The sequence below is a fragment of the Methylobacter sp. S3L5C genome (assembly GCF_022788635.1).
GTDB lineage: Bacteria > Pseudomonadota > Gammaproteobacteria > Methylococcales > Methylomonadaceae > Methylobacter_C.
Window position 1 is genome coordinate 4,459,728 of the sequence record NZ_CP076024.1, and the last position, 18,558, is coordinate 4,478,285.

The 18,558-nt window shown below is 44.0% G+C and carries 22 protein-coding genes and 1 pseudogene; 13 read left to right on the forward strand and 10 right to left on the reverse strand.

Going from position 1 to position 18,558, the window contains the following annotated elements; all coding sequences use genetic code 11:
- Nucleotides 1-137: 137 nt before the first annotated feature.
- Complete coding sequence (locus tag KKZ03_RS20040; protein ID WP_243218514.1) at nucleotides 138-530, forward strand: hypothetical protein; 393 nt, start codon at nucleotides 138-140, stop codon at nucleotides 528-530.
- Nucleotides 531-565: 35 nt separating this feature from the next.
- Here KKZ03_RS20040 and KKZ03_RS20045 read toward each other — a convergent pair whose 3' ends face one another.
- Nucleotides 566-1,462: an HTTM domain-containing protein gene (locus KKZ03_RS20045; RefSeq protein WP_243218515.1), complete on the reverse strand. Its 897-nt coding sequence runs from the start codon at nucleotides 1,460-1,462 to the stop codon at nucleotides 566-568.
- Nucleotides 1,462-2,079, reverse strand: coding sequence for a hypothetical protein (locus KKZ03_RS20050; protein WP_243218516.1), 618 nt, complete (start codon nucleotides 2,077-2,079; stop codon nucleotides 1,462-1,464). Before KKZ03_RS20050 ends, KKZ03_RS20045 begins: the two co-directional genes overlap by 1 nt.
- 339 nt (nucleotides 2,080-2,418) lie before the next feature.
- Here KKZ03_RS20050 and KKZ03_RS20055 point away from each other — a divergent pair, with 339 nt between their 5' ends.
- Entirely contained in the window at nucleotides 2,419-3,120 is a 702-nt protein-coding gene (locus KKZ03_RS20055) for a PhoD-like phosphatase N-terminal domain-containing protein (RefSeq protein ID WP_243218517.1), read from the forward strand.
- Between the two features lie 68 nt (nucleotides 3,121-3,188).
- Here the strand turns inward: KKZ03_RS20055 and KKZ03_RS20060 are convergent, their stop codons facing one another.
- The 4 genes from KKZ03_RS20060 to KKZ03_RS20075 form a co-directional block, all read right to left on the reverse strand.
- On the reverse strand, nucleotides 3,189-3,425 hold the full coding sequence (locus tag KKZ03_RS20060; protein WP_243218518.1) for a hypothetical protein: 237 nt from the start codon (nucleotides 3,423-3,425) through the stop codon (nucleotides 3,189-3,191).
- Nucleotides 3,426-3,553: 128 nt separating this feature from the next.
- A complete protein-coding gene (locus KKZ03_RS20065; RefSeq protein ID WP_243218519.1) occupies nucleotides 3,554-3,805 on the reverse strand; it encodes an integration host factor subunit alpha in 252 nt (83 codons plus the stop codon).
- 80 nt (nucleotides 3,806-3,885) lie between these two features.
- Nucleotides 3,886-4,161 carry an HU family DNA-binding protein gene (locus KKZ03_RS20070; RefSeq protein WP_243218520.1) on the reverse strand — a complete coding sequence of 92 codons (276 nt, stop codon included), beginning with the start codon at nucleotides 4,159-4,161 and terminating at the stop codon, nucleotides 3,886-3,888.
- A 310-nt stretch (nucleotides 4,162-4,471) separates the two neighbouring features.
- On the reverse strand, nucleotides 4,472-4,618 hold the full coding sequence (locus KKZ03_RS20075; RefSeq protein WP_243218521.1) for a recombinase family protein: 147 nt from the start codon (nucleotides 4,616-4,618) through the stop codon (nucleotides 4,472-4,474).
- Nucleotides 4,619-5,168: 550 nt separating this feature from the next.
- Here KKZ03_RS20075 and KKZ03_RS20080 point away from each other — a divergent pair.
- The 7 genes from KKZ03_RS20080 (at nucleotide 5,169) to KKZ03_RS20110 (ending at nucleotide 9,451) form a co-directional block, all read left to right on the forward strand.
- Entirely contained in the window at nucleotides 5,169-5,756 is a 588-nt protein-coding gene (locus tag KKZ03_RS20080) for a TetR/AcrR family transcriptional regulator (protein ID WP_243218522.1), read from the forward strand.
- A gap of 110 nt (nucleotides 5,757-5,866) precedes the next feature.
- Nucleotides 5,867-6,262 (forward strand): rhodanese-like domain-containing protein, encoded by a 396-nt coding sequence (locus KKZ03_RS20085; protein ID WP_243218523.1) that lies wholly within the window; start codon nucleotides 5,867-5,869, stop codon nucleotides 6,260-6,262.
- A gap of 125 nt (nucleotides 6,263-6,387) precedes the next feature.
- Nucleotides 6,388-6,672, forward strand: coding sequence for a DUF4242 domain-containing protein (locus KKZ03_RS20090; protein WP_243217444.1), 285 nt, complete (start codon nucleotides 6,388-6,390; stop codon nucleotides 6,670-6,672).
- Between the two features lie 5 nt (nucleotides 6,673-6,677).
- Complete coding sequence (locus tag KKZ03_RS20095; RefSeq protein ID WP_243217445.1) at nucleotides 6,678-6,857, forward strand: (4Fe-4S)-binding protein; 180 nt, start codon at nucleotides 6,678-6,680, stop codon at nucleotides 6,855-6,857.
- A 100-nt stretch (nucleotides 6,858-6,957) separates the two neighbouring features.
- A complete protein-coding gene (locus KKZ03_RS20100; RefSeq protein ID WP_243218524.1) occupies nucleotides 6,958-8,157 on the forward strand; it encodes an FAD/NAD(P)-binding oxidoreductase in 1,200 nt (399 codons plus the stop codon).
- A 17-nt stretch (nucleotides 8,158-8,174) separates the two neighbouring features.
- Nucleotides 8,175-8,588, forward strand: coding sequence for a DUF1641 domain-containing protein (locus KKZ03_RS20105; RefSeq protein WP_243218525.1), 414 nt, complete (start codon nucleotides 8,175-8,177; stop codon nucleotides 8,586-8,588).
- Nucleotides 8,589-8,887: 299 nt separating this feature from the next.
- Nucleotides 8,888-9,451 (forward strand): OsmC family protein, encoded by a 564-nt coding sequence (locus KKZ03_RS20110; protein ID WP_243218526.1) that lies wholly within the window; start codon nucleotides 8,888-8,890, stop codon nucleotides 9,449-9,451.
- 422 nt (nucleotides 9,452-9,873) lie between these two features.
- On the opposite strand, the gene KKZ03_RS20115 is transcribed toward KKZ03_RS20110, so the two are convergent.
- The 4 genes and pseudogenes from KKZ03_RS20115 to KKZ03_RS20130 form a co-directional block, all read right to left on the reverse strand.
- Nucleotides 9,874-10,692, reverse strand: a complete 819-nt coding sequence (locus KKZ03_RS20115; protein ID WP_243218527.1) for a bifunctional 2-polyprenyl-6-hydroxyphenol methylase/3-demethylubiquinol 3-O-methyltransferase UbiG — start codon at nucleotides 10,690-10,692, stop codon at nucleotides 9,874-9,876.
- A gap of 1,083 nt (nucleotides 10,693-11,775) precedes the next feature.
- A complete protein-coding gene (locus KKZ03_RS20120; protein WP_243218528.1) occupies nucleotides 11,776-12,492 on the reverse strand; it encodes a sulfite exporter TauE/SafE family protein in 717 nt (238 codons plus the stop codon).
- A gap of 92 nt (nucleotides 12,493-12,584) precedes the next feature.
- Nucleotides 12,585-13,478 (reverse strand): annotated as a pseudogene (locus KKZ03_RS20125) (IS3 family transposase); the annotation flags it as partial.
- Nucleotides 13,479-13,493: 15 nt separating this feature from the next.
- A complete protein-coding gene (locus tag KKZ03_RS20130; protein WP_243218529.1) occupies nucleotides 13,494-13,781 on the reverse strand; it encodes a transposase in 288 nt (95 codons plus the stop codon).
- A 437-nt stretch (nucleotides 13,782-14,218) separates the two neighbouring features.
- Here KKZ03_RS20130 and kaiC point away from each other — a divergent pair, with 437 nt between their 5' ends.
- From kaiC to KKZ03_RS20150, 4 genes are read left to right on the forward strand one after another with little or no spacing between them, the layout of a single operon-like run.
- On the forward strand, nucleotides 14,219-15,964 hold the full coding sequence (gene kaiC, locus KKZ03_RS20135; RefSeq protein ID WP_243218530.1) for a circadian clock protein KaiC: 1,746 nt from the start codon (nucleotides 14,219-14,221) through the stop codon (nucleotides 15,962-15,964).
- Nucleotides 15,961-16,281: a circadian clock KaiB family protein gene (locus tag KKZ03_RS20140; protein ID WP_243218531.1), complete on the forward strand. Its 321-nt coding sequence runs from the start codon at nucleotides 15,961-15,963 to the stop codon at nucleotides 16,279-16,281. Before kaiC ends, KKZ03_RS20140 begins: the two co-directional genes overlap by 4 nt.
- A 24-nt stretch (nucleotides 16,282-16,305) precedes the next feature.
- Nucleotides 16,306-16,665, forward strand: coding sequence for a circadian clock KaiB family protein (locus KKZ03_RS20145; RefSeq protein WP_243218532.1), 360 nt, complete (start codon nucleotides 16,306-16,308; stop codon nucleotides 16,663-16,665).
- A 58-nt stretch (nucleotides 16,666-16,723) separates the two neighbouring features.
- Nucleotides 16,724-18,505, forward strand: coding sequence for a PAS domain S-box protein (locus KKZ03_RS20150; protein ID WP_243218533.1), 1,782 nt, complete (start codon nucleotides 16,724-16,726; stop codon nucleotides 18,503-18,505).
- The last annotated feature ends 53 nt before the right edge of the window (nucleotides 18,506-18,558 follow it).

An 18,558-nucleotide genomic window follows, 5' to 3' on the forward strand; every position in this document is an offset into this window, starting at 1 on the left:
ACTTTTTGCAATTACAGTCACGTAGATCAGGTTAGCGACAGCGTAACCCGACAGAGAATATCATCATTTTTTTTGATAAACAAAGTGTGGACTACTATAAAGGATGTCAAATAATAACAATACAATGGAATTTGAAAATGACACGATATCATGGTTTGGGGATGGTTTTTTTAATGTTGGTAGCTAGTCATGCAGAGGCTTACGGTGTAGGGGATAATAGTCGTAGTGGCAGTGTAAATACGTGTACTAAACCTCGATTTACGGATTTTGTTCCAGCAGATAAAGCAGTCGTTGCGCCAGGTTCCAGCTTCTCTTTTAGGGCTTCTGGAAATACCCATCCGGAGACGATTAAAGTCACTGTTAAAGGCATACCTGCTACTATTGAAGTTGGGCCAAAAACTCCCGGAACCAGTGTGACTGTTCATGGAGCGCTACCCGCTGAATTAAAAAATACTTATGCCAAAATTCTTATTGATGCTCAAAGTAATTGTAAGGGTAGTGGTAGTTGGTTAGTAAAAATAACAGAATAGCTTAATAAGCTGGCTGGTTTAGGTTCTTGAATGATTTAACTCAAACTTTGTTTATACTTATTTAACTTGTTTTCGATGTGCATAAAAAAGCTATTTGAGAGCAGTGCGGGATACAGTGACAGCATAATCACCGGAAACCAGCGTAAATGCATGCTCAATAATAGACTTAAATGAAATAAAACGCCTATTACAATAGTCAATCTGCGGGTATGGGGGTTGAGCAGTAATATGGGAAACAATAACTCCCAGTTTCTGATAAACCACGCAATTCCTGCTAATACTATCTTTATTAAGGGATAATCAATAAGCAACCAACCATCCCAGCGTGAATATTCGGGATGAATTAAAACATATTGGATAATTGTGCCGTCTTCCCATTCAATACTATGAAATTTAACCCAGCCCGAGACAAAGTAAACCAAGGCTATTTGAAACTGTATCAAACGTAATGGCCAAACTATGACTTGTTGAGGTGTTTTCTGTAAACAGTCATCAACTGACCAGCAATTTCCGCAGGGTGATAGCATTAAATAAAAACACATCATTTTAAGTATCGCATCATCTCCATCCATCATTAATGGATTTCGATTCCACAAAGATACCCATACCAGCCAAGTTATAAAGGCGGTGCAACGACTTTGCCAACCTATCATCATAAGAAAAGCGGCTAATATCCCTATGCTAATAATGGCATAAGCTAATAGCGTGAGCTGCCAATCTGTATGGATAAAAAAAATAGACCAACTACCACCATTCTGACTAGCGATTTGTTGAATATCGCCCAGCCAACCTAAACGACTAAACTGGCTGTCCACATAAGGCAAAAATCCTAAGAAATAATTGCATGATAAGCCACCAAATAAAATCCTTAAGGCCGCATATTGTCTGGCATCAATTAACTTAAACCATAGATTGTTCCATCCAGTCTGCATTAATGACTCTCCCAAAATATCTTATCTGTTCGGTAACCTGATTTAGGTATATCTTTAAGGTTCGGGTAGAGTTCAAATTGATGAACCAGTAGTTGAGCAGAATCATTATTAGAAAAATCGTTAGGTTGACGAGTTTGGTAATATTGCGTAAAAGCCTGTAACAATTCAGGATCGTTTAAATTGATCAAGGTTTCCGTTAAGCGATAGTAACGACTGCTATTGCTAAACATCGTAAAAGTATCAAAGTTATCTTTTAAATTACTAAATAAAATTGGGCCTTTACAGCTTGTTTCTCCAGACTTTTTTTCCCTGTAAAGGTTATTACAAACTGATAAGTACTGATGAAACTTTGGACTCTGTGGCGCAAAAAAATCCCAGTATTGTTGGGAACCGGTTATATCAATATAATGGCTTAATAAGAATGCTGGCCATCTGCTTTCAGAAAAACTTAGCCATTTAAAAAGTTTAGTTTCTATAGTCGTTTGATTAATATCTTCTGCGACCATACCTGCAAAATTGTGTGGTAAAGTCCACCAGAAAATCGCTGTCATGTGCAACAGGCAAAGAATAGGAATAGCTATTTTTTTTATATTAGCCAGGTTCTGTTGATGTTTCATCTCAACCACAGAAGAACCGATGAAAGATCAGATAAAAAGGGATGAAAATGACAGCATCCCCATGTAATTAATGGATTTTTTCTCATATAGAGTGGTAATTCTGCAGTAGTGTTTGAGTTTGCCAAACAGGCATCGACTCCATGCGGCTCCTTATAATGCTTAGTTTCAACAGGTAATTCCATGCTGCATTAACAGCGTCAGATGCTGGCAGTAAGGTTTACAAAATAAGGTTCGTTGGTCATCTTAGCCTATTCCTTATACGTACGTTATCCATTTCATTAGCCACTACACTCATAAAATAGTTTGATAGCCTTTTTTCTGTTTAGCCTAGCATAATTTTTGTCCTGCTATCTGCGCTTCCATCTCGGTATCGAACCAATCCTTACAGACAGTTCCGGGCGAACCTGCCCTACCCAACTCCTTAACCAGCGACCAATTACCCAATTTTTCCGCTACCTGCTGCCGCTGCTTTCATTGACAGTCAATATGACAGCGAGCAACGCGCCACTGATGGATCAAGGCATACAAATCGGCGATCCGGAACCAGGGCGTGCTATAATTTGGAGTCGTTACGACCGTCCGTCCCGATTGATGCTGAAGTATGCCTTCGATGATCAGTTCATCAACGCCACTACTATCCCCGGACCTTACGCTATAGAAGACAGCAACTTTACTGCCCGCAAAGACTTGGCAGGTCTTCCCGAAGGCAAGCATGTTTACGTTAAAGTCTGGTTTGAAGACCTCACCAACGCTCGCGGAAAAAGCGACTCGGTCACCGACCATTTTCAGACCATCGGTAAACGTGATGACATCCGCTTCGTCTGGGGAGGCGATACTGCGGGTCAAGGTTGGGGCATTAACAAAGATTTCGGCGGCATCAGAATCTATGAAGCCATGCGTCAGGTCAAACCGCAATTCTTTATCCAAAGTGGCAATAGCGTCTATTCTGACGGCCCCATCCTATTCATTTGGTTACAATGGATGAAGTGTTGTTTTTTAGCAAACCAGCCAAAAAAATCATTAATAATCATGTTTTTATAAAAATGAGCGAACCGAGGATTAAATGTTAATAATATATCAATCAGCGGATATATATAATTGGTGACAAGCTATAATGACCGGAAATAAGCATATTGCTGCCATTGGTGGATCAGATAATGCGGTGACCGCAAAGGATCGATAGTACCACTTTGCCAATAACCGGTAATAGGAAGCTTAAATCCATGTCCGAATGTCTCTTCAGGGTCGTTAGCGCCCATTGAACAAAGATCCAAGTCCATTAACTTTTTTATCAAACTTGGCGGTCCCAGTTCGGTAAAATTCCTTAACGGGGTATTTGCTCCCAATTCCGTGTCGCCCCCTACGTTGAAATGCCTGTGATTTTTGGGTTAATTAAAGTTTGATGATTGCCCACAAATTGCTTTCATTTGGCATTTGAAACGCCCATCAAGTCAATTTTTGCTTTAAGTTTGGTTCAGGGTTTGAAGGTGACAACACGCCGGGCAGTTATCGACATATCTTCGCCGGTTTTCGGATTTCTTCCGGGACGGGCAACTTTGTCACGAAGCTCGAATTTGCCGAAGCCGGATATTTTGACAGATTCGGCACGTTCCAAAGTTGTTTTTATTTCCTCAAAAAACAACTCGACCAGATCTTTTGCCATGTTTTTTTTAAAGCCCAATTCATCGAGCAGTTGTACAGCAAAATCTGCCTTCGTTAGTGCCATGCTTCCTGCCTTGATTTTCTCATTATTATTATAGGTTAAGAGCCGGTACCAGCAGGCTCTTAACCTGTTATCACCAATCGTTAATGGTTAACGGCGTCTTTTAAGGCTTTGCCTGGCTTAAAAGAAGGGGTATTTGTCGCAGCAATGGTAATTTCTTGGCCGGTTTGTGGATTACGGCCTTTACGTTCTGCCCTTGCTTTAACCTCGAATGAGCCAAAACCAATCAATGTTACCGGACTTCCAGATGCCAAGGTGGTTTCAATGGTTTTTAGCAAGCTATCCAGCGCACGGTTAGCATCAGTTTTGGTTAAGTTGGCGTGTTCAGCGATGGCGGTAATCAACTCTGATTTATTCATAAAAACTCCTTAAAATAGTAGTGAAAAATAGTAATATTAGTTTTTTGTGGTCGGAAAAATATAGTCGTAATTACCGTCCTATACAAAAATTTTGCGTAATTTTAGTTTGGTAGCCCGGTATCAATCATTGTTCATTACCTTTGCATATCGCCGTTCGTTATAAACAGTGCGCGTCGTACCGCGTGTCAATTTAAGACGCCATCACGTTCAAGTTCGGCGACAATCATCACCAAATCAGGTGGTGATCGCCCCACAACCTGTCTAATCACCAAACTACCAAGGTATCCCCTGCCCTTAATCCTTTACGGCATTACTCAAGTTCAAGCCGTTCCGTATTTTTGCCACTGGCTTTTTCTTCGTAAATAACATCACAGCCGGCTATTTTTAAGGCATCGTTTTGGAGGTAAAAATGTTGATCATCGGTCGATACTCTGGCGTAACCAATCTTTTGATTCATGAACACTTTACTTGTTTTGATACATTGACTGTTATATTAAAATTTTTACCCCTTTTTCACTATCCAAAAAGGGTGTTTTTTAGGTTGCTCATCAAACCTCCGTTTGTTGAACAGTGGCAGACGGGGGCGTATCAAAACCCGAACACGCGCATATAGCGAACCAGTATGTACGGAAAACTCCATAGGATATATTTCCAAATAGTGAAAATGGCCAGATTGAATCCGACAATAGTTTTCGTACATTATTTGATGTAGAGACAGGGGTAGATCAGATATTTTTTGGCGATTTATCGGCTTAACGGAAGACTAAGCGGAAAACACTTGTTTTACGTCATTTCAAAGACCAATTATAAAATCGCTTTGACTGCCTCCCCCGGTTTTTAATGCACAGTTAAGTAGAAGCTATATCCGGCGTCAACTATCCTGTCCGGACAGAGTAATTGTCGCCGAACAAATCTAACATACAATTTTTCCGAATTCTACGGCTACCCCTTGTAGGAAAAAAATTTATTGACAAAATATATGACCGGTCGTATATTTTGTACCCACTATGAACAGCAAGCTATCAAAACGCACAAAATTACTAGATCAGGGTGTTTATCTGATGATGAACCAAGGCTATCATGCAACCGGTATTAACGAAATTGTAAATGCCGTACAGGTGCCCAAGGGTTCATTTTATAGCTACTTTGATAGCAAAGAAGAATTTGCTGCTCAAGCCATTACCCATTATATAGAACCCTTTATACAGCTATTAACGAGGCACCTACAACACTCACAAGTCGACCCGCTATCTGCTTTAAAAAACTACTATGCAGAGCTTATTGTTGCAGTGGAAAAGAATGGATACAAAGACGGATGTTTATTGGGCAACCTGATGGGGGAAATTGGCGATACCAGTGAACTGTGCAACCATGCGTTAAAGTCTGCTGTTGATCGCTACAAAGTGCTGCAATATAAAGCGTTACTGCAAGCACAAAATAAAGGCACGGTACGTAATGATAGGAGTGCCGAAATCATGGCTAACTTATTGATAAATAATTGGCAAGGCGCGTTGTTACGGATGAAAATCGAACAGTCCGTGCAACCTTTGCAAGAGTTTTTCGATACCTTACTGAATGATTATTTTGTTGTCTAGTCGATTTTAGATTAGGAGCAAGGTAAAACGACACAACCGCCGGTTGTCCGGGTATTTTTTTACGCCCAATAACAAGACATCCGGTCATATATTAATCATGGGATTTTGATATGAGCGAAGAAAAAACCTTAATGGATTTTGTTAAACAAGCAAAATCACAAATACACGAAATAGAGGTATTAAGTGTTAAACCTCTCTTGGATGAAGGCTATCAAGTACTGGATGTGCGCGAACCTGCCGAATTTATGTCAGGTACTATTGAGGGTGCGTTAAATATTCCGCGTGGAACACTGGAAGCGGCGGCAGACCGTCAATACGCAGGTCGTCGTGAAGAATTAATGGATCGCGATAAAAAATGGCTACTACTTTGTGCCAGTTCGGGGCGCTCTGCAATGGCGGCGGCTGTGATGCAACAAATGGGTTTTAAAAATATTAGGAACATTAATGGCGGCATTGCAGCCTGGAAAGCGGCCGAATTAGCCGTGAACATTCCACCACAAACTTAAGAATTAATCATTTTAAAAAACTGTTTAACTAACAAACTTTTAAACGATATCGCCATGATGGCCTATATCGTTTTTTTTAACAACCAACTAAATACGACTGGTCGTATAACAGCATAGGAGACAATATGCCTAAATATATTATTGAACGAGAAATCCCTAATGCAGGCCAATTAACTGCGGCAGACTTGCAACAAATATCACAAAAATCTTGCTGCGTTCTGAACGACATGGGGCCGCAAATTCAGTGGGTGGAAAGTTATGTGACAGACGACAAAATCTATTGCATTTACATCGCCCCCGATAAACAAAGCATTAAAACACATGCGGAACGTGGTGAGTTTCCGGCAAATTCTATTGCCGAAGTAAAAACCATGATTAATCCAACAACAGCTGAAAATAGCAGGGGCTAAGCATCATGAAAATACAGTGGGATAAACAAAAATGCTCTCATTCTGGCAACTGTGTCAAATCACTGCCTGAGGTATTTAAAGTGGTAGACGGACAATTTATTATCGAGCCTGATAAAGCGACTTCTGCTGAAGCCGTTAAAGTTATCAATCAATGCCCTTCCGGCGCACTTAAACGTATCGACTAACTAATTAAAACGAATCTTCTTGTACTTGGCGCTATATTTTTATGGTTAGCATGCTTCTGCAAGTTGACTCTTTAATGAATAACCTATTAAAGGAGTCATTATGACTAACACAACCAAACGTATTATCGTTGTTGGCGGCGGGATTGGTGGCACGATGACCGCTAATAATTTAGTCGTTAAATTTTATCCGGAAATTCTAAAAGGTGAAATTGAGATTATGATGCTCTCAAATTCCCCCAACCATATTTACAAACCTGCCAATATGTATGTGGCTTTTAATGCCTATCATCCCCATGAACTGGTGCGTAAACAACGTTCGTTATTACGCCCGGAAATTATTTTTCATGTCGATGGTGTGGAAGGCTTTGAATTTGAGCAAAATCGCGTCCTCTGTGAAAGCGGCAAACGCTATGATTATGAGTATCTTGTTATTTCAACAGGCTGTATTCCGGCACCAGAACGTATCGAAGGGCTGAAAGAGGCAGGCGATCATTTTTATCAGACTAAAGCGGCCCAACAACTCGCGCATAAATTACGCACCATCGAAGAGGGTCGCATATTTATTACGGTCAATTTCCCTAAAACGCCCAATGTACCTCATCAATGCGGCATTGCCCCTATCGAAACCACGTTAATGCTTGATGAATATTTACGTAAACGCGGCGTGCGAGAACGTGTAGAGATTATTTACAGCTATCCAACCGTCTCTCAATTATTGCGTAATTGTTTATTTTTACAGAAACCAACCTGCGATGTATTGCCTACCATTTTCGATAGTAAAAATATTAAATATCAACGCGGTTTTACTTTAGATAAGGTCGATCCCGAAGCAAAAATAGCTTATTCGGAGGAAGGTAATTCTCAAGAATTCGATATTTTAATGGCCACTCCACCTATTCGCGCAGTAGATGCCGTCATTAATTCAGGGAAGTCACAAGCCCAAAATAATGAAGGATGGTTACCTACCGACTTTGAAACCTTGAAAATGTACGGTACCGATAATGTCTATGTGATGGGAGATACCGTTGATTTGCCGGTTAGTAAAGCTGGTGGCACTTGTCATAACCAATCACCTGTCGTCGTGGAAAATATCGCCTCGGAAATTCGTCGCGGTTACACCTCTGCTATCTATGATGGGAAAGTACAGGCAATCGCTCAGATGGGATTGGAAGCCGGCATGCCACTCTGGTACGACTATAAGCATGATGTACAGATCGCACCACCTACCAAGCTCGGGGGATTAATGCGTAAAACGTTTAATCGCGGCATTTATTGGGCTGTTGCGCGTGGAATAGTTTGATTACAGAGGAATTACTTATGTCTGAAGAAAAGCAGTTAAATACAAATGTAGAAAAACTTATGTCGGATACGGCTCTTAATGACCCGGCAACCATCGATGGCATTAAAAATCTAATCGATAAAGCCACCCCCCTAGTACAAGCCGGACGCTTCAACAACATCATCGATTTATTGTCAATCATATCCGACAATATTGAATTTCTTGATGAAGCGGCACTTGAAAAAACCACTAAAGTAGGCGAAGAAATTTTAGCAATGGGTTGGACAGCCGGTAATGCCGTGCGTATGGCGCATGCTCAAACAGAAGCATTAGAAAAGCCACCCGGTTTGTTTCAATTAATCAGCTCCCTAAACGACCCGGATGTCCGCCGTTCATTACATTTTTTTATCGGGACCATGCGTATTATTGGCAGGCAGATGAAAAATGATTAATCCCTGAGCACGACAAAAAATCTCAACAAAACAAAAGGAATTGATTTGCAATATATGAGTATCTTGCATAGGTAGGTTGGGTAGGGCGTTAGCGAAACCCTTCTTACCGTCTTAATCGTAACTTATTTAACAGGTCATTAAACCTTAGTAATCCACTTACGATTGTTCACTCAGTTATGCAGACTAAAGAGCCTCTCGTTTCACAGATTACTGTTCTGTAGAGCAACTCTTTAACCTGTTGATATTATTTTTCAGCAAACTTAATTTATAAACACGATTATTTTTATGAGGATTTATCTATGCTAAATGGTATTGATGTTGACGCACTAAAAAATATAACAGACCAAGTTACAAAAAACCCGCGGCAAGGCATGACCTCATGGGGCGCAACAACAACATGGCAGGGTGGCACTCGCTCAGATACACAGATTAATGCTTTTTCAGTGGGTGGTGAAACGGTTGAAAGAAATTTCAACCTTAAAGTGGATGAGCCTTCTGAATTTTTAGGCACCAATCAATTTGCAAACCCTCAAGATTATCTATTAACCGCTTTGAATGCCTGCATAATAGTTGGGTACGCGACACTTTGTGCCGCTGAAGGAATTAAAATAGATATTTTGCGCATAGAAACAACTGGAGATATTGATTTACGGGGTTTTTTGGGAATAGACCCCACTGTCAAGAACGGTTACGACACAATAAAATTTACTGTTTTTATAACAGGAGATGCGACAGCCGAACAATTTCAAAACATTCATGAAAAGGTTAAGGCAAGTTCTCCCAATTTATTTAACCTGGCCAACCCTATTAACTTTGAAACATCATTAATCGTAAAGATGGCAGACCGTCCTTTACCCTATTGAAAATAAAAGTGTAGCTAACCTGCCCTAATTCAATAAAGAAATGTTTATGAAAAAAAATCACAATTGGGTGGTCAAGTGAATGCAATTACGCATTTTTATATTGGTAGATGAACGAAAATAGCCATCTAAGATATGTTTGACAGGGCATTCTCCTGCTAACCTCAGGGGTCATGAATTCTATAACATAGTTAATGGCTATATTATTCAATAACTTATTAAAAATATATCAGTCGAATTTAAAGTCGATATTCCGGCTACAAGCCACTGATACTAAGGGTTACAGGGGGGGGGGCGCGAGACAAACCGTTCTTTTGGTTATTATCCAGTGTCATATAATTCGACTAAATTGGAAGTTTCAATCAAACGCTTGAGGCGGGCTGAATAAACCCACCTCGCTGCGTCGTTCGTGATGAATCACTCTGCTAACCCAGCATCAAATCCACATTATGCTCGATAACATACATGAACCGAACAAGCGTCTCGCGCTCGGCATGGTCCTTGAACCAGCCATTCTCGGCCATGCGGGCTTCGCACAGAAAGGCGTTGCCTTCGGCCGCAAACTCGGATTGAAGCGTCCGGGAGGATTCGTAATTCTTGATCCAGTGATTGCGGACATTCGGTGTGAAATCGTGATAGACATAGCGGAATGACAATGTCTGCAGAGCCTCATCCATGCGGGTATGCCCAGGCAGCAGGATCGTGTCGGGATCGCTATCTTCTTTAGCCTGAAACGCTGCGATGATCATGTGGCCGCCGGGTCGAAGCTTGGCGTTGAGCTTGGTTAGTGTTTTGTTGTAATCGCCCGTGAAATAAATCGAATCGATGGCCAAAAGGACGTCATAATCGCTGCCGGGCAGCTCGTCCTGATTCAGATCCTCGCACTGGAAATTCAAGGTGGCGGCTTTATCCCGGGTTCTTTCTTGCGCCTGGGCAATGGCGGTATCGGCATAATCAAGACCCAGGATGTCGCAGCCTGTCTTTTCATGGAGGTACTCCGTGATGTGGCCATTGGAGCAACCGACTTCCAGCACCTTCTCGCAGGGCTTAAGCAATGAAGCCAGAAAATCCATCTCGTCGATGTCCATCATGCCGTGCTGGCATAGGTCCTTGCCATAAACGGCCTTGCAGAAGCGCGAATGCGCGGGGCTTTCGGCCGCACGCCGGAAATATTCGTTGTACCACGCCTTGGAAAACATTTCTGCCTGGCCCATGTCGGTCGTGTGGTTCATCAGTTCATTCATGCTCTGTTCCATATTTGCCTCTTGCCCCCGTGAATTATTAAATTCACCATTTTCTAGTATATATGGCCGACCGTAAAGATTCGTGCGTAAATAGGTAATAGTGACCTGTAACCAGCAATTATATAGACTGATTAGGTAGATTCAATGTATGTAGGGTTATTCTGCATAAAGGTACGTAACGCACCATAGGATTTGCTGAAAACCCTTTCATAGCCATATTTACCGGTGATTTTACGGCCACCAAATTTTATTAAAGTGTCCCCAAAGGGGCAATAAAATAGCCGGTATTCGATGAGCATAATAGTTTCATAAACCTATTGCGTTAATGTTTAATTATTCAATAGGTTTGTGCATCATGGAAAGCCACAAGCGACGTAAAGGTTCGCTATGTTGCGCAAATAAACGTTTGCGCAACGCTAGGTAACGCGAATTAAAGGCAGAGTGTTAGGTACATTTACCGCTCTCTGTCCTCAAGATTCCTAAAACAGTTGATGAAAAAATCTCCAACGGGGCTGAAAATGTATTTTGAAGTCCTATGGTGCGTTACGTACCTTTATGCAAAATAACCCCGCATGCTTAAAGTGACTATTTAACTGTCCCAATTGAAGCTAACTTTAATTGGGACATATTTTTGTCTACGCAGAATGCGGGTTACAGGGCTGCTTTGCGAACAGGGTTCAACTGGGACATTAGCGTCATTGATTAACATTGCTAATGACATTAAACCTACAAGCCATATATGACAATGGTTACAGAGCGACTTTACGCGTTTACGAAGGAATCCTTAAGGTCGGCCAAATTGCTCGTGTCTTATACAGTGTGTATGACTGTCAAAATGATAACCTTTTAACGACCGTTATTTGATATACAAATAATTGCATATGTTTATCAATATATTACGAATATTTTAATGTCGTTCGGAAATTTCGGCGGCTTGGGCGTACAACCCCGATATAGTGTTCAGCAAATTTCTATGAAACTTTAGAGCCTTTTGTTTATTAACACCCGTAATTGGAGTTGTTGCAAACGTTTACTTTTTCTAGGGGATGGGCAAAAATAGCCAAGATCGCTATCAGTCAACTACTACCCATGCACCACCATATATCCGGAGACGGCCAGCAGCAGGAGTGTCACCAATTGCTGAAATGTCTCACTCGGCAGTCGTTCGACGATGCGCTTGGCTGACCACGTTCCAAGCACCATCGCGCCACCCATAAGTACAGCCAATAACCAGAAGCCACGCTCGAATTCGATGAATCCTTGGTAAATCACCGTTTTTACGCTATGCATGACCAGTGCCGTGACTGCCTCACTGGCGATATAGGCAACCGGAGGTAGGCCGAGAGAAAGAAAGATGGCGGCTCCCAGAGGCCCGGCGCTACCGACCAGTCCCGATAAAAAACCGACTAGTCCTCCACCTACAACCAACAACACACGGTTATTTTTGAACGTCAGGATGTTAAAATGCTTCAGCGTGACAAAGGCAAAAATAGCCACGCCGATGGCACGCGTGGCTATCAGCTCCGGCAAATTAACAAAAGCGTGCGCTCCCACAATACTAAGCGGCACCGCGCCCAACAGAAACAAGCCAACGGGTTGCCATTGAATCTGCTTGAATCCGAAACCTGCACGTGAGAAATTACCGATTAATTGTGCGATGGTGAGCAGTGGTATTGCCTGGCTCACACCGATGCTAGACACCAGTAGTGGCAACAGTAATAATGCCCCGCCGAAGCCGGCAGCACCCGAGATGGCTGCAGTCAAATAAGCAGCGACAAAAAGCGACAAATATTCCACCATATCTGTTTTTTCTCCGTTAATGCACGTGCTGAAATGTCTTGATGGCCGAAACCAGCAAGACTTGTAATGGTCAAGTAAAACCGGACACTTTCTTAAGCAGTCTTCTTGTAAAATTCCCGTTCAAATTCCAGCGGGGATTGGTAGCCTAATGTTGAATGCAATCGTTTGCCATTATAAAACGCCAAATAATCAATAATACTCAGCTTTGCCGCCTCTTTAGCTTTGAATTTTTCGTAGTTTCGTTGCTCATGTTTTAAGCTTCGAAAAAATCGCTCGGTCGGCGCATTATCCCAATAATTACCTTTACGGCTCATGCTCTGCTGCATCTTCATTATTCCTAAATGACTTCGGTATTCATGGCTAGCATACTGGCTACCCCGATCCGAATGATGCACCAAGCCTGGTTCAGGTTTTCGCCGCCAAAACGCCATTTGTAAGGCATTAACACACAGTGAGGTACGCATGTTATCGGCAATGGACCAGCCCACTACTTGCCTGGAAAATAAATCAACAACAATCGCGACGTACAGCCAGCCTTCAAGAGTCCAAACGTAAGTAATATCGGTCGTCCAAACCTTATTAGGCGCAGCAACATCAAATTGCCTGTTTAACAGATTGGGAGCAATCGTCTCATTATGATCGCTGTCTGTAGTCACTTGGAAGCGTTTGGGGTAGCGTGGTTTTAAGCCCAATTTTTTCATCAATTGCCTTGCTTTATAGCGCCCGACCTGAATATCTTCTTTTATAAAAGCTTCCGATAAACGGCGAGAACCGTAAACGTTCTTGTTTTCTCCAAATAGCTCAACCGCCTTAGCTTCAAGCTGTTTTTGCCGTATTTTTTTGTCAGTATCTTTAGGCCTTTTCGCCCACGCATAAAAGGCGCTGGTACTAACTTGCATTACTTTACATAGCACGGTAACTGGAAAAGTCTTCTGTTGCTCTCGAATAAAACCGTATTTTATTGAAGTTCTTTCGCAAAGAAGACTGCGGCCTTTTTTACCCTAAAGGGCACCTTGTAATATCTCGCGCTCCATTCGCAATTGTTCAACTTCTTTGCGTAAGCGCGTTAACTCATCTTGATTGATTAAGTTCAAAACGCTTTTCTTGATCGCCGATGGTGACGGCGATCCTTGTTCGGCTCTCACCCATCGCCCAATGGCGCTAAGGGAAATACCTAGATTATCGGCTGCTTGCTTTTGTGTATAGTCTTTTTCATTAACTAACTTGGCCGCATCTTGTTTAAATTCAATCGTGTAATTGGGTCGTTTTTGCTTAGTTTTATTACTCATATTCACCTCTGTTGACATTATAAAGCTGTCTTTAGAAGTGTCCTGTTTAATTAAACCATTTCACAGTCAACTTTAGTGAATACAAGTAGCACCACTGATCAATAATGACAATGGCAAGGTGGGTAATCTTCATCTGTTTTTAACGTGTTTAAAGTAGTCAGTATACTTTGAGTAAAAGTAAAGCCGCTTCTTTATCAAGTTAGTGCTTATAGGTATTCATACAAATTGATTTTTATCATTTTAAATAATATCATTCTCTATGAATTCTTTGGCACTTATGGGTACTAATCAACAAACAGCTCTAAAGTTCCACGGAATATACTGGCAAACTTGTTGTTAATAATCATTTTTTACAGGATGACCTTAAGTATCATCTGATACCGGTTTACCTTTTGTTGATTAGCACCCAATAATAATGCGTCCAACTGGAGTACCTCATGACAAAAGCCAATAAAATAACCAAACCTGACGCCGTAAGCCTGTTAAAAACCCCGACAGGCATCAAGGGTCTCGACGAGATTACCGGCGGAGGCCTGCCGCAGGGGCGTCCGACCTTGGTCTGCGGCGGCACCGGCTGTGGCAAGACTCTACTGGCTATGGAGTTCCTGGTGCGTGGGGCGACGCAATTTGACGAACCCGGTGTGTTCATGTCGTTTGAGGAAAAGTTCGGCGAGCTGTCGAAAAACTTCGCCTCTTTGGGTTTCGATTTGAATGAGTTGGTGAACCAGAACCAACTTGCCATCGACTATGTGCATATCGAACCGAGTGAGATCGAAGAGGCCGGTGAATACGACTTGGAGGGGCTGATTATCCGCCTTGGCTACGCCATTGACAACATAGGCGCCAAACGCGTGGCGCTGGACACCATTGAGGCACTGTTTTCCGGGCTGACCAATGAGAACATCTTACGCTCGGAACTCCGCCGCCTGTTCCGTTTCCTGAAAGACAAGGGCGTCACTGCCATCGTCACCGGCGAACAGGGCGAACGCACCTTCACCCGCTTTGGTCTGGAGGAATACGTCGCCGACTGCGTCATTTTCCTCAACCACACTGTCGACCATCAGGTTGCCACGCGCCGCTTGCGTATCGTCAAGTACCGGGGCTCTGCCCATGGCACCAACGAGTACCCGTTCTTGATTGACCAGCAGGGCTTCTCGATCATGCCGCTCTCCTCTCTCGGCCTTGATCACCCCGCCTCTACCGAACGGATATCCACCGGCATTGGGCGGCTGGACGCCATGCTGAGCGGCAAAGGCTACTACCGGGGCAGCTCCATCCTGGTTACCGGCACCGCCGGCACCGGCAAGTCCAGCCTGGCTGCGCATTTTGTCGATGCGGCCTGTAAGCGCGGCGAACGCTGCCTGTATTTCGCCTTCGAGGAGTCGCAAAAGCAGATCATCCGCAATATGCGTTCCATTGGCATCGATCTGGGCCAGTGGATCGACCAAGGTTTGCTGCAATTTCAAAATGCCCGCACCACTATATACGGCTTGGAAATGCATCTGGTCGTGATGCACAGGATGATTGAAGACTTTAATCCTGACATTGTCGTTGTCGACCCTATCTCCAACCTGGTGGCGGCAGCCAGCAAAGCCGAAGTTAAGTCGATGCTCTCGCGCATGATCGATTACCTGAAAATAAAACAGATTACGGCCTTCTGTACCGATCTGACCTCTACCAGCGGCACTTTGGAACTGAACTCAACCGACATTTCGTCGCTGATGGACACTTGGCTGTTGTTGCAAGTCATTGAAACCAGCGGCGAGCGCAATCGTGGCCTGTATCTCCTCAAGTCCCGAGGCATGGCACATTCCAATCAGATCAGGGAATTTATCCTCAGCGACAGCGGCGCGCAACTGCGGGATGTATATATCGGCTCCGGCGTCGTGTTAACCGGTTCGGCCAGGATTGCGCAAGAAGCGCATGATAAAGCTTTAGCCATGGAATGCCAACAGGAAATCGAACGCAAGCAGCGCGAGATCGAACGGAAAAAAACCTTAATAGAAGCGCAGATTATCGCCCTACACACTCAGTTCGAGTTGGAGAAGGAGGATTTGGACCGGCTTATCGTCAGGGAAAAGCTGCGGGATGAAACGTTTGCTTTTGACAACTTGGCGATGTCTAATGTGCGGCAGGCTGACGAACTGGTTGAAGGCTTGACCGACAAAGGAGTCCCTCTATGACAAACACAGTGGACAACGAAATAGAACCGGTAACCGGCGAGGACAAATGGACGCTCAGGCTTTATGTCGCCGGACAAACCCCCAAGGCCATCACCGCCTATGCCAATTTGAAAAAAATTTGTGAAGAGCATTTGCAGGGAAGCTACCAGATTGAAGTGATCGACCTGCTGGTCAACCCAACCCTGGCCAAAGATGACCAGATTTTGGCTTTACCGACGCTAGTGCGCAAACTTCCGGAACCGATAAAGAAAATAATCGGTGACCTCTCCAATACAGAGCGGGTTCTGGTGGGTCTGGATATACGGCCTATTCTTTAAAATCACATCATTGGGGCTACCATTATGAGCCATAATAAAGACACTAAAACCCCGCCGCTCCAGGATGCCTCGGCGGCATTTGAACAGGCGTTGCAGGAAACGGATCAAGAACACTATATCCTTCGATTGTACGTGGCGGGCATGACTCCTAATTCACAACGCGCCATCGCTAATGTGCAAAATATTTGTCAACAACACCTGCAAGGGCGCTTTGAACTGGACATTATCGACATTTATCAGCAACCTATTTTCGCCAAAGAGGGGCAGATCGTCGCCGCCCCTACGCTGGTTAAAGAGCTTCCCACGCCGCTACGTAAATTTATCGGCGACCTGTCGCAAACCGAACGGATACTTGCCGGGCTAGATTTACGCAAGAAAGATTAGGTTTTATAATTAGTTAATCATGGATAGAAGCAGGACTCCCGCATCGGAAAATAATTAAATGGCAACTGATAACCGAACGTGCTCGGAACTCTTAAGCGAAATCGAAACCCTCCGGCTTCGCCTTGAAGAAGCCGAAGAAACTCTGCATGCTATTTACAGCGGCGAAGTGGACGCCCTCGTCATTTCCCGTCCGGAAGGGGAGCAGATTTTCACCTTGCAGGGGGCTGAGCATCCTTATCGCATCTTGGTGGAAAGCATGAGTGAGGGTGCGGCTTTCCTAACATCGGATGGCAAGATCGTTTATTGCAACAAACAACTGGCTGACCTACTGCAAGTTCCGATAGAAAAGCTCATCAGCTCGCCGTTGGTTGACTGCGTAGCACATCAAGACCAAGCCCTGTTCACAGGCCTGCTCAAAAAAACCAACATCAAAACTAATCGAGGCGAAATCACTTTAAACACCGGGGCGGGAAACAAGCTGCTGGTCATACTTTCCTGTAGCGTTATCAACCTTGCAGACAATCCGGGTGTGGGCGTGGTGGTCACCGACATAACCGAGCGAAAAAAAATGGAGGACATTAGCAATACTGCCTATCAATATGCCCGCAGTCTGCTTGAAGTAAGTCTTGATCCCTTGGTGACAGTCAGCGTCGATGGCAAGGTTATGGATGTGAACGAGGCCACCATAACGGTGACAGGAATCGAACGCGACCAACTTATCGGCAGTAATGTCTTTGCTTATTTTACCGAACCTGAGTTAGCCCGGACAGGCCTTAAGAAGGTATTCTCACAAGGCACTGTTACCGATTATCCGCTGGCTATCCGCCATGTCTCCGGCAAGGTGACAGACGTGTTGTACAACGCCAGTATTTACCGCAATCCGCAGGGCGAAGTCGCCGGGGTGTTTGCGGCGGCACGTGATGTAACTGCCGGTAAGCTGGCGGAAGCGAAACTGCAAAACATAGCACTCTACGCCCGTAGTCTGCTTGAAGCGAGTCTTGATCCCTTGGTGACAATCAGCGTCGATGGCAAGATCATGGATGTGAACCAGGCCACCTTGGCGGCGACGGGAATAAGTCGTGAACAACTTATCGGTAGTGATTTCTCTGCTTACTTTACCGAGCCGGATTTAGCCCGGACAGGCTATCAGCAGGTATTCTCACAAGGCACTGTCACAGATTATCCGCTGGCTATCCGCCATGTTTCCGGCAAGGTGACAGACGTGTTGTACAACGCCAGTATTTACCGCAATCCGCAGGGCGAAGTCGCCGGGGTGTTTGCGGCGGCGCGTGATGTAACTGACCGCAAGCTGGCAGAACAGCGGTTGGAAACCAATCTGTATTACACCCGCAGCCTAATTGAGGCAAGTCTGGATCTTATGGTGACCCTTAGCCTGGAGGGTAAAATCATATCCGTCAACAAGGCGACAGAGCAGATGACTGGTGTAACCCGCACCCAATTAGTCGACAGCGATTTATCTCTCTATTTTGTCGAGCCTGAGAAGCTACTCGCAGCTCACCAGGCAGCATTAACCCATGGGTTTGTCGTCGAATATCCGCTAACTATCAAGCAGGGATCAGGAACTGTTGTCGAGGTGCTCTATAATGCCAGCCCCTACCGAAACCAAAGCGGTGCTATTGAGGGTTTACTGGGAGTCGCGCGAAATGTTACCGAACACAACAAAACTGAAGAAAAGCTTCGTCTCGCCGCCAGCGTCTTTGACCATGCCTGGGAAGGCATCTTGATTACTACCACTGACGGCACGATTGTCAATGTCAATGAGGCCTTCACTCGTATTACCAGTTACAGCCGTGACGAAGTACTGGGGCAGAACCGGTAATTGTCAATGTAGTTGTCGCCTCGACGGTTAAATCTTACTCTGGTTTGTTTTCT